Annotated in this window: 12 protein-coding genes and 1 rRNA gene; 9 read left to right on the forward strand and 4 right to left on the reverse strand. The window is 61.3% G+C overall.

The annotated features are described in order from the left end of the window. Window positions 1-118 (forward strand): 16S ribosomal RNA (locus Mgrana_RS15915); the annotation flags it as partial. 103 nt (window positions 119-221) lie between these two features. Here Mgrana_RS15915 and Mgrana_RS15920 read toward each other — a convergent pair. Further along, window positions 222-1,661 carry an acyl-CoA dehydrogenase family protein gene (locus Mgrana_RS15920; RefSeq protein ID WP_119358569.1) on the reverse strand — a complete coding sequence of 480 codons (1,440 nt, stop codon included), beginning with the start codon at window positions 1,659-1,661 and terminating at the stop codon, window positions 222-224. A 219-nt stretch (window positions 1,662-1,880) separates the two neighbouring features. On the opposite strand from Mgrana_RS15920, the gene Mgrana_RS15925 reads away from it, so the two are divergent. The 5 genes from Mgrana_RS15925 to Mgrana_RS15945 all read left to right on the forward strand — a co-directional run bounded on the left by Mgrana_RS15925 (window position 1,881) and on the right by Mgrana_RS15945 (window position 5,905). Then, window positions 1,881-2,798, forward strand: a complete 918-nt coding sequence (locus Mgrana_RS15925; protein WP_119358570.1) for an ABC transporter ATP-binding protein — start codon at window positions 1,881-1,883, stop codon at window positions 2,796-2,798. An 11-nt stretch (window positions 2,799-2,809) separates the two neighbouring features. Beyond that, entirely contained in the window at window positions 2,810-3,544 is a 735-nt protein-coding gene (locus Mgrana_RS15930) for an ABC transporter permease (protein WP_119358571.1), read from the forward strand. 66 nt (window positions 3,545-3,610) lie between these two features. Then, window positions 3,611-4,120: a CcdC protein domain-containing protein gene (locus tag Mgrana_RS15935; protein ID WP_119358572.1), complete on the forward strand. Its 510-nt coding sequence runs from the start codon at window positions 3,611-3,613 to the stop codon at window positions 4,118-4,120. A 19-nt stretch (window positions 4,121-4,139) separates the two neighbouring features. Then, window positions 4,140-5,306 carry a sensor histidine kinase gene (locus Mgrana_RS15940; protein ID WP_186813119.1) on the forward strand — a complete coding sequence of 389 codons (1,167 nt, stop codon included), beginning with the start codon at window positions 4,140-4,142 and terminating at the stop codon, window positions 5,304-5,306. Continuing rightward, the gene (locus tag Mgrana_RS15945) at window positions 5,303-5,905 is read left to right on the forward strand and encodes a response regulator transcription factor (RefSeq protein WP_119358573.1); all 603 of its coding nucleotides are present in this window, start codon (window positions 5,303-5,305) and stop codon (window positions 5,903-5,905) included. Before Mgrana_RS15940 ends, Mgrana_RS15945 begins: the two co-directional genes overlap by 4 nt. Here Mgrana_RS15945 and Mgrana_RS15950 read toward each other — a convergent pair. Then, window positions 5,902-6,825: an aldo/keto reductase gene (locus Mgrana_RS15950; RefSeq protein WP_206075104.1), complete on the reverse strand. Its 924-nt coding sequence runs from the start codon at window positions 6,823-6,825 to the stop codon at window positions 5,902-5,904. The genes Mgrana_RS15945 and Mgrana_RS15950 overlap by 4 nt on opposite strands. Before the next feature lie 100 nt (window positions 6,826-6,925). Here Mgrana_RS15950 and Mgrana_RS15955 point away from each other — a divergent pair, with 100 nt between their 5' ends. Together Mgrana_RS15955 and Mgrana_RS15960 are read left to right on the forward strand one after the other, a co-directional pair. Further along, the gene (locus tag Mgrana_RS15955; protein WP_170146506.1) at window positions 6,926-8,137 is read left to right on the forward strand and encodes a glycoside hydrolase family 28 protein; all 1,212 of its coding nucleotides are present in this window, start codon (window positions 6,926-6,928) and stop codon (window positions 8,135-8,137) included. A 9-nt stretch (window positions 8,138-8,146) separates the two neighbouring features. After that, window positions 8,147-9,163 carry a threonine aldolase family protein gene (locus Mgrana_RS15960; RefSeq protein ID WP_119358576.1) on the forward strand — a complete coding sequence of 339 codons (1,017 nt, stop codon included), beginning with the start codon at window positions 8,147-8,149 and terminating at the stop codon, window positions 9,161-9,163. A gap of 8 nt (window positions 9,164-9,171) precedes the next feature. On the opposite strand, the gene Mgrana_RS15965 is transcribed toward Mgrana_RS15960, so the two are convergent. Both Mgrana_RS15965 and Mgrana_RS15970 read right to left on the reverse strand, forming a co-directional pair. Continuing rightward, window positions 9,172-9,366: a hypothetical protein gene (locus Mgrana_RS15965; RefSeq protein ID WP_119358577.1), complete on the reverse strand. Its 195-nt coding sequence runs from the start codon at window positions 9,364-9,366 to the stop codon at window positions 9,172-9,174. Between the two features lie 41 nt (window positions 9,367-9,407). Continuing rightward, window positions 9,408-10,088: a glycerophosphodiester phosphodiesterase gene (locus Mgrana_RS15970; protein WP_119358578.1), complete on the reverse strand. Its 681-nt coding sequence runs from the start codon at window positions 10,086-10,088 to the stop codon at window positions 9,408-9,410. A 111-nt stretch (window positions 10,089-10,199) separates the two neighbouring features. On the opposite strand from Mgrana_RS15970, the gene Mgrana_RS15975 reads away from it, so the two are divergent. Next, window positions 10,200-10,706: YcxB family protein (locus Mgrana_RS15975; RefSeq protein ID WP_119358579.1), on the forward strand; the 507-nt coding region annotated here is incomplete at its 3' end.

A 10,706-nucleotide genomic window follows, 5' to 3' on the forward strand; every position in this document is an offset into this window, starting at 1 on the left:
GTGGGTTTTGCCTGAAGTCGCCGGGAGCTATAGGCAGGCGCCTAGGGTAAGGCTCATGACTGGGGCTAAGTCGTAACAAGGTAACTGTACCGGAAGGTGCGGTTGGATCACCTCCTTTCTAAGGAGCTCGCCCTTGGAAACAAGGGAAGAAGTTCGCCCAATCTGTGCCCGATTCCAGACCCACCCCCTAGGGGGTGGGTCCTTTTTGTTCTATACCCACCTCATAGCTGAGGTTCGTTCATAACCCAAGTCGGGTAAGACTCGCCCAGCAAAAAGCGCCGAGCATAGAGTTCTCCCAAGCGGGCGTAGCGTTCCCCACCGGTGGCCTCGAGGTCGTATAGCAAAGCGACCGCGGCAGCATCCGCCATTCGGCGTAGGGCATGCGGCATAACCCAAAGAGCCTCGGCTGGAGTGGAGGCTTGTAGCTGGCTTATCTCCTTTGAGATCACCTCGGCTGCCAGGCTGGCCTCGCGGCGACGGACCATCTGCAGCCGTCCTACAAAGTCGGCCTGGAACCTGGCTCCGACACGCCTCTGCAGCAGCAGTTCTCTGGCCCGCTCGGCCTCGGTGTGGGCGGGGGTTTCCCAAGGCAGGGCCTGCTCAACCCCTTCAATTCGCCAGGCCAGCTTGGGCCATCTCAGCAAATTTCCCCCCAGGGTACGGGCTAGGCTGTGGGCTATGGCCAGGGTGTGCTCCTGAGCTCGAGCTTTCGCCAAAAGTGCCAAAAACTGGGCAAAATGCTGACCCTCATAGGGGGGGTATTCCTGCCGGGTACGGTCCCAGGCCGCTACCGCACGAAAACCAAGCGCCAGAGCCCCGGCCAGCCGAACCCCCCAGTCTGTTAGGGTATGGCGCAAATCAGGGCTCGGCGAAGCGTAAACCTCAGGCAGTTGAAGGGCTCCTTGTTGCAGTTGGCGGCCCCATCCAGCCCAAGCCAAGGCCTGGGCCATCTGCTGTATGGCCTGCCCCTCAGCCGCATAGTGATGCCCCTCCTCCGCATGCCCCAACAGGTATGCCTCGCTCATCTCCAGCTCGGCGGCCCCATAAGGCACATACAGGCGTTCGGTCCCTGGCCGGGCTTCAATGCGGTAGTTTGGCCCTTTCCGGCGGTTGTGGCTCGGCAACAAGAATAGCCCTTGGGCCTCACCCCCGTGCTCAGCAACCAGCCACACATACTGCGCTACCCCTACCCCTGGCACCAGGCTGAACTTCCCGCTCAGCCGCCAAGCTTCGTCGCGGGCATAGCCCTGGGCCCGCCCGCCCAGCCAAGCTGCTCCCCAGGTCATCCCCCCCTGGATCTGGGTCCTAAAGGAGCTGAGTTCAGGGGCATACTTGCCCAGCAAAAACACCATCCCGCTAATGCTAGAGAGCCAGTAACTCAGGGCGGGGTTTCCCAATAAGTAGGTTGCGGTGAACAGGTAAGGCCAACCCCGCCCTTCGAACGGAGCCCGGATTAAGGGAGACAGCCCCTCGAGCAGCGCCTTCCGCTGGGGCTCCCCCCGAGGCCACTCCCCTGGGCTCGAGGCAGAGCCCTCCTCGGCCTCCTGAGCCAGAGCCCAGGCCCCCACCAGGTCTTCGCGGTAGAGTTCCCAGGTTTTCCAAGCCTTGGGCAATACCGCCCGAAGGTCGGGATCGAGTTGCCAATACGATCGCCCGTCCATAGCAATTGCATCTTATGCCACACCCCAACGGGGCTTCGACCGCGCGTTTTTCAAGGGGTACGGTGCCGGCTTACATCGCATGGGCTTTTGTCGTTTTACAGACCCCCTTCAGGCAGGAGGGATGGCCCTTCTTCCTTACAGTTGTCACCCCACCGACCTGACACCCTCCACTATGCAAGCCGGGCCGCCGCTGACATCCTGAAATTTAGGAGAATACCGATGACTCAAGCCCTTTTTGCTTCCGCTGCCGCCCTCGAGAACCTCGCGGTGGCTCGTTTGGATCGGGTTTCCAAACATTTCGGCCAGGTCTTGGCGCTGGATGAGGTGAGCCTCGAGATCCATCCGGGCGAGCTTCTGGCCGTTTTGGGTCCTAACGGTGCAGGGAAGAGCACCGCCATCGGTCTGCTGGCTGGGCTACGCAGACCGGACAGGGGCAGGGTACAGCTCTTTGGCCAAGACCCCTGCGAAGCCTCGGCTCGGGTGGGACTGGGGGTAACCCCACAGGAAACCGGACTTCCCAACGAGCTGCGGGTCCGTGAGGTGCTCGAGCTGGTCGCAGCATATTATCCTGACCCTAAACCGAAGGGTGAGCTGCTCGAGGCGTTTGGCCTCGCAGGTCTGGAAGGGCGGCAGTGCGGCGGGCTCTCTGGCGGGCAGAAACGCCGCCTGGCGGTAGCGCTGGCCTTTGCCGGAAACCCCAAGCTGGTCATTCTCGATGAGCCCACCACCGGCTTAGATGTGGAGGCCCGAAGGACGCTATGGGAGGGAATCAAGCGCTACCGGGCCGGGGGCGGAACGGTATTGCTAACCACCCATTACCTCGAGGAGGCCGAGGCCCTCGCTTCGAGGGTGGCTGTGATCAACAAGGGCCGCCTGATCGCAGAGGGCAGTGTGGCTGAGATCAAGGCGCGAGTAGGACTGCGGCAGGTGCGGTTCACCGCAGGTGAGGTACCGCAGCTCCCCGGGGTCAGCCGGAGTGAGACCGAAAACGGGGTAGTGACCCTTTATACCCCCGATTCCGACGCGGTGCTTCGCCAGCTGGTGGCCCTCGAGGTTCCCTTCAGCAACCTCGAGGTGACCCCCGTAAGCCTAGAGCAGGCCTTTATTGCCCTCACTGAGGGCAATAGCCGCAGTTGAGGAGGGTCCCTATGAACCTGGTTCTAGCCCAGTACAAAGCCAACCTGCTCAGCCTCTCCCGTAACCCCGGCTACTTCGTGGGGTCTATCGTGTTTCCAGCAGTGTTCTTCCTATTCTTCGGTCCCCCCAACGCCAAGGATGGGCTCAGCGCCAACCTCATCATGGGCTCGTTTATGATCTTCGCGGTGATGGGCTCCTTGTTCTTTGGCTTTGCGGTAGGAATTGCCAATGACCGGGCCAGCAGCTGGTCCATCTACGAGCGCACCCTGCCCGGCTCGCCACTAGCCCAGATGGTCTCGAGGGTCTTGAATGGGTTCACCTTCGCGGCCTTCGCAGGCCTGGTGCTGGCAGTCGCCGCCCATCTGACCACCCCCACCCATCTTTCATCCCTAGCTTGGGGACGCCTGATCTTAGCCCTTCTGGTGGGGGCGCTGCCGATCAGCCTGTTAGGCTTCACCATCGGTTACTTCGCCTCGCCCAAGGGAGCCGGGACGCTGGCCCAGCTTTTATATTTGCCGCTATCGTTTCTAGGTGGGCTGTGGGTTCCACCGGACCAACTCCCGGCAGTGCTGCAGAAAATCTCAACCCATACCCCTACCCGTCTATGGGGCGAGTTGGTCTGGCCTGCGGTCACCGGGGGTGCTTGGGAGGCTCGGGCTTTTATCGGTCTCGCCACTTACACCGTGCTGTTTGGGGTGCTGGCGGCCTGGGGCTACCGCCGTGATCAGGGGCAGCGGTTTAGCTGAGGATAGGGGGAGCCTTCTCAGGCTGCATCGCCGGCTTGGGGCATCCTGGAGTTGAGGAGAGCAACCGTGGACTACTCTATCCTTGGTATCGTGGCTTTAGGGGCTTTTTTTCTCATTCGGCGTTATCAGCGCAGCCTAGGGCCACAACTGCTACAACCAGGCACATTGATTGTTAGGCTGGTGATATACGGGGTGTTGTCGGTATTAATTGGGGTCACCACCTTTAGCCTGGGTCTCGATTGGCTGTTCGACCTGCTGGGTCTGGCCCTAGGTGGGGGCCTGGCCTGGTATAGCCTAGTGCATACCCGCTTTGAAACCCGAAATGGATTGCGCTACTACGTCCCCAACCCCTACATCGGTTTCGCAGTGTTTGGGGTATTTGTGCTTCGCTTTGGCTATCGCCTGTTGACCATGCCCTCTGCGGTACATACTCCTGGTAGCCCTCTCGGCTGGGGATTTGACTCGAGCCCCCTCACCCTGGCCTTATTCTTTTTGCTCATGGGTTATTTCACTGTTTACAACCTCGGCTTGTTGCAGAAAAGCCGAGCCAGCTTGGACCCTCCGTCCTCCGATTGAGGGGGCTACACTGGAGCGTATGGAGAGGATTCGGCAGGAAGGTTCGAAGGCAAAGCCGGAGCACAACGGCTGGCACTACCTCAGCCTGGGCTTCTTGCTCTTTCCTTTTTTTCCTTTGCTCGGCCCTGAAGCCTCGGTGTTGGACTGGGGGGTTTCGCTGGTTGCGGTTCTGGTATTTGTGCCCGTGTATCTGCAGGCCTATGGGGCTACCGGCCGCCCACTGCTGACCTATACCTTGATCATGGTGGGGATGGGGCTGTTAATGTTGCCCTTCAATCCCTGGATGACCGGCAGTTTTATCATCTACGCAGCCGCCTGTATCGGCGATCTCGAGCCTCCTCAGGCCGCCCAGCGCATGGTGGCGTTCTTTGCGCTGGTTTGTGCGGCCGCAGCCTTATTCACGGGTTCTAGCTGGACTGAGCGGGCCATCACCGGCCTGCTGTGGGTATTTTTCTGTCTGATCGCCGGGTTTTCCAGCCTCCAGGGGGCCGAGCGGCGGCGCTATGCCCGTTGGCTCGAGCAAGCCCAGAAAGAAAATGTCCGGCTGGCAGCCATCGCCGAACGAGAACGTATCGCTCGAGATCTACATGACCTGCTGGGCCACACCCTCTCCGTGATCACCCTCAAAGCTGAGCTGGCCACCAAGCTGATCGTGCGTGATCCTGCTCGAGCGGCCCTAGAAATGCGCGATGTGGAGCGCATTTCTAGGGAGGCCACCCAGCAGGTGCGGGAGGCTGTGCAGGGCTACAAGCCGCGGGGTTTATCGGGAGAGTTGGCCGGTGTGAAGCTGGCGCTGGAGGCGGCTGGTATTCTCCTCGACCCCCACATCGAGTCGGTCAGGCTCTCCCCTGCCCAGGAATCGGTACTGGCCCTGGCCCTCCGTGAAGCCGTGACCAACGTGATCCGACACTCGGGGGCCAGACACTGCACCGTGCAGCTCGTCGGTGAGCGTGATGGACTGCGCCTCGTGGTCCAAGACGATGGCAAGGGGGGCCAACTGCACGAGGGTTCTGGCTTGGCCGGAATGCGGGCCCGGGTTGAAGCCCTGGGTGGAACCCTGGCTCTGGTGAACGCCAACGGCTGCACCCTGACCCTTCATCTCCCCTTCCCGGCTCAGCTCGAGGGCTCGCAAAGCCCTATCGCTCACCTCTCGATCCCAGCCCCAGCCTCTCCTGAACCCCAATGATCCGCGTTCTCATCGCCGAAGACCAAGGCCTGGTGCTGGGAGCACTGGCGGCCCTTTTGGAGCTCGAGGGGGATATCAAGGTGGTCGCTCAGGCTAAAGACGGAAGCCGGGCCCTCGAGCTAACCCTGGCCCAGCAACCGGATGTGGTCCTTACCGATATCGAGATGCCCCGGATGGGGGGGCTCGAGTTAGCTGCTGAAATCCAGCAGTTAGGCCTAAAAACCCGGGTGATCATCGTGACCACCTTTGCCCGCAGCGGGTATCTGCGGCGGGCCCTAGAAGCCGGGGCCAGCGGCTATCTGCTCAAGGATGCCCCCTCCTCTGAGCTAGCTGCGGCGGTGCGGCGGGTCCATGCCGGTGGAAGGGCCATTGACCCGAACCTAGCGGCTGAAGCCTGGGGAGCACCCGACCCCTTGACCGAGCGGGAGCGCAAAGTGCTCAAGCTCGCAGGGGATGGGCGCAGCAGCGCTGAGATTGCCACCGAGCTGGGGCTTTCCGAGGGCACCGTACGCAACTATTTATCCGAAGCCATCAACAAGCTAGGGGCTTCTAATCGAGTGGAAGCCGCCCGAATCGCCCGGGACAAGGGCTGGCTTTAGGCCGGTTGATCGGCCTCAAGATCCAACCACCGCACCTCCTGTGGGGTCAGCGAGACCTCGAGGGCCCGAAACGAGCTGGCGGTTTCTTCGGGGGTTCTAGGGCCAATCAGCGGAAACGTTGGAAAGGGCTGGTAGAGCACATAGGCCAGCGCCACATGGATCGGTTCCACACCCTTTTGAGTGGCCAAGGCCCGCGCCCGGTTTAATCGCTCGAAATTATCCGGGCTATACCACGAGCGCACCAGCTCAGGGTCGCGGGTGTCGTCGGGATGGGCACGGGTGAAAAACCCTCGAGCCTGGCTCGACCAGGGAAACAGTGGGGTTTGAGTGGCCTCGAGCCAACCCCTGAAGGCCGCGTCCTTGCTGGAGACACAACCCACCCAGGGGGGTTCAACCATCCGGGCCAGGCTCAGGTTGTTGCTCACCGCGCTAAACCCCTGCAGACGCTTAGAGGCTGCGTATTGATTGGCCGCCTGTACCCGCTCCAGCGTCCAGTTTGAAGCGCCAAATATGCCGATTTGCCCGGCGCTATGGTGCTCGTTGAGCACATCCACGAACTCACCCACCGGGATCTCCGGGTTGTCGCGGTGCATAAAATAAATATCCACGTGGGAGACACGCATTCGCCCCAGGCTCTCGAGCAGCTGCGCCCTTAGGGCCTCGGGGGTGCAGTGGGGGGTGTGGGCCCCCTTGCCGATGAGCACCACCTTCTGACGCAAGCCCCTGGACTCGAGCCACTCCCCAAACACCGCCTCACACACCCCTTTGCCATAGACATAGGCGGTGTCAAAAACGTTGCCTCCCCGACTCACATAGTCGTCGAACATACGGGCAGCTTGATCCAAGGTGGTTTGATTGTCCACACCCATCACCAGGCGGGATAGGGGCTTCTCGAGGCCAGCAATACCTGAAGATTGCACAGCCCGATTATGCCAGAGCCCATCGGTTCAGTACCACTTCAGGGTTCTGGCTTAGCTTGGGGGCATGTTAGGAGTAAAGCCATACGCTACCTGGGTCGCTTTGGTCTGGGTCTCCCTGGGCTTAGCCGCGCCGGTATGCACCGCGCAAAGCTTCGGGGCCTTAGGAGTGCCCCATGACGACACTGCCGCCATCCAAGCTGCGATCGAGGCCTGCAGCCAGAAGGGCGGCGGGGTAGTGCGGCTGGGAGCCGGAACCTATCTCAGCGGTCCCCTATTCTTACACAGCGACATTACCTTCGAACTCGACCGAGGCGCTACCTTGCTTGGCACCTCCGACCCTTCTGTCTATCAGCGCCCCAACGGCACCTTGTGGGCCTTAATCAATGCCGAAGGCGCACACAACATTGCCATTATCGGCGCGGGAACCATAGATGGCCAAGGTCAATCCTGGTGGGCCAAGGTACGGGCTGCCCGGCAGGCTGGGACTGTCGAGCCAAAGCGCCCTCGCCTGATCCAGCTTTCCCACGTGCAGCAGGTGCGGGTAGAAGGTCTGACCCTGAGCAACTCACCTAGCTTCCATCTGGTGACTGCGTTTGCGGAAGATGTGGAGATTCGCAACATCACCATTCGGGCTCCCGCAGATTCCCCCAACACCGACGGCATAGATCCCATGTCTACACACAACGTGCGTATCTCCTACTGCACCATAGATACCGGGGATGACAACATCGCCATCAAATCAGGGGCAATAGACCCCACTCATCCTGCGGCGGGTAGCTCAGACATCACCATTACAGATTGCACTTTCTTGCATGGGCACGGCGTATCCATTGGCAGCGAGACCCAAGGGGGGGTACGCGATATTACCGTTCAGAACTGCTCCTTTGAGGGGACCCAAAACGGCCTCCGCATCAAGACTTCCCGAGGGCAGGGGGGCGAGGTTCAGGAAATCACCTTCCGCAACCTGTATATGCAGGACGTAGGGACTGCCTTTTCCTTCTCAGCATATTATCCCCGCATCCCCCCTACCGATACCGCCCAATCTATCTCCTCCACTACCCCAAACCTCCACAACATTTACCTGAGCGGGCTCACCATCCAAAATGCCAATCGGTTAGGGTTCATAATAGGCTTACCGGAGCGCCCTATCCGCGAGGTTTGGCTCGAGGGGCTACAGGCCAGCGCGAACAGCGGTCTAATCGTGCGCAATGCCCGGGTGAGGGTTGAAACTAGCCAGCTCCAGGTGGCTAAGGGCGAGGCCTTCCAGATCGAAGCCGAGGGTGAGGTGCTCAATGAGGGGGCACAGCGGTAGCATAGGCGCATGCCTACGCTCGACTTCCGCTCCGATACCGTGACCAAGCCCACCCCCACCATGCGCCGCGCGATGGCCGAGGCCGAGGTGGGCGATGATGTGTACGGCGAAGATCCCACCGTGAACCGCCTCGAGGCCCTGGCCGCCGAGATGCTGGGGTTCGAAACTGGGCTCTACATGCCCTCTGGCACCATGACCAACCAGGTAGCCCTGATGGTGCACCTCCGGCGCGGTCAGGAGGTGATCGCTCCCCAAGGAGCCCATATCTACGAATATGAGCCCGGTTCTTTGGCGGTGCTCGCCGGCGGCACCATCCGCCTGGTTGAAGCCCCCTACGGCGCCCCAGACCCCTCAGCGGTTCGGGCCGCGATCCACCACTCAATTCATCAGGCCCCCACCGGTTTAATCGAGCTCGAGAACACCCACAACAGCGCGGGGGGAACGGTGGTGGGGCTAGAGGCGCAGGCCGCCATTCAAGCGGTAGCCCGTGAGGCCAACCTGCCCATCCACCTTGATGGGGCAAGGTTGTTCAACGCTGCCACGGCCCTGGGTGTCGAGCCCAGAGCGGTGGCCCAGGGGTTCGATACGGTCTCCATCTGTCTCTCCAAAGGCCTGGGGGCCCCTGTAGGCTCGGTGTTGTTGATGCCCAAGGCCCTGAGGGCAGAAGCCCATCGCTACCGCAAGATGTTGGGCGGGGGAATGCGCCAGGCCGGGGTACTGGCAGCGGCTGGGATCGTAGCCCTCACCGAAGGCCCCCAGGCCCTGGCCCGGGATCACAAGATGGCCCGGGCTCTGGCGGAAGGACTGCTCCGGATGCGGCTCGAGGTGGATCTGCAGGCAGTGCAGACCAACATGGTCTATGTCGGGGTACCCAGCCCCGCCAATTTCACCCAGCGGCTGGGGGAATTGGGCGTGCTGGCCAATCCGCTGGGCAACCGGGTGCGCTTTGTCACCCACCGCGACCTGCCCGATGATGCCGTCAGTCTAGCCCTGGAGCGCATTCAGCAAGCCCTGCAGATCGCCTAGGCCAGCGCTCAGCTGGTCCACTCCTCCACCGCCTTGTACTGCAGCAATGCGGAGTAGGCGGTCTGGGAGCCGGTGGTGGCGGTCGAAAACTTGATCTCGAGCAGGAGCGCCTCATCCGGTAGCCCTTCTACAAAACGATTCAGACGATCTTGAAAGACATCTGGATCGTTGGCGGAAATTAGTTTGAAGTGCATCCCTTGCATGGTTTCAGAGTAACGCACCCCAGGAGCGGCCTCGGTGCATTTCAGCTACGGGTCTGCAGCAACCGCTCGGGAAAATCACCAATGAGCACATCCACACCCCAGCGCAGGAGGGTTTGGGCTAGGGCGGGGTCGTTGATGGTCCAGGTCCCCACAAACCAGCCCTTGGCCTTGAACTCAGATACGTTGGCCTCGTTGAGCAAGCTATGGTGGGGGTGGACCCCCTGCACCGGCAGGCAGGGCAGCAGCTCCAGCATCTCCTGTTGGTAGGCCAAAAGGGCCAGGGGAACGGTTACCCCCAGATGCTTCAGGCGGATCAGGGCCAAGGGATCAAAGCTGCTGATCCAGAGGCGCTCGAGGTTGGGCTGGGCTTGTAAAAGCTCGGCCAGGGCGGCCTCTCGCCCGTCAGAATCGGGGGGTTGGCTCTTGAGCTCGAGGTTGAGCCAGATCCCGGGAAATTCCTGGGTCAAGGCCAAAACCTCTTCGAGCCGGGGGATCTCGGGGGCGGATGCCCGCAGTTCAGCCCAGCTCAACTCCGCTATGGGTTGGCCCTCTAGGTCGAAGTCGTGGTGAATGGCCAACACGCCATCTCGGGTACGTTGCACATCAAACTCGAGGCCATCCAAACCAGCCTGTAGGGCCAGGCGATAGGACTCGAGGGTGTTCTCAGGGGCTTGGCGGGGTGCCCCCCGGTGGCCCAGGAGAAGTGGATGGGGCATCTGCATGCTACAACCTCCCTTTAATGTGGGGAAATTTAGGCTGGTATTGGGCTAGATCCCTCCTCGCTGCGCCAATTGACCGATCTGGCACCAGGAGCATGGTGTAGACTTCTAACCATGAGCAAATATGACACCCAGCTCCAAAGCCTGACCCCGGCGGAAATTATAAGCCGCTTGGAAGGCCCGGGTGGCCTTTTGGCGGTCAGCAGCCGAGAGCTATTTTATGTGGACGACAACAGCGCACAAACAGCGCGTCTGGCCCGAATCAAGCGCATCGGGGTCAACAAGGAAAACGGTAGGGTCGAGGTTTCGGGTGAGAGCGGCCTCCTGATGGAGATCTCGCCCAAAGCCTTTCAGAAAGAGGATTTGAAGGCGTTTTTGGAGTCGCTCAAGGGTCATGTGCTCCGGGCCAAGTCCATGCCCACCGAGGTTGCCCCTGCGGTTCCAGCACCAGCGACCGAACCCGCTCCCCCGCCTCCCCTCGAGGAGCCCAGCCGCCCTCCAGTAGCTGATCCCCAGACCCTGGAGGAAGAACCACCCCTGGCTGCCCCGGACCAACCTGCCGAGCCTCAGCCTTCTGGGCCCCAGCTCGAGCCCATCCGCTCCCCCGACCCCGCCCTCCAC

Origin of the sequence: Meiothermus granaticius NBRC 107808, assembly GCF_003574355.1 — a bacterium.
Lineage (GTDB): Bacteria > Deinococcota > Deinococci > Deinococcales > Thermaceae > Meiothermus > Meiothermus granaticius.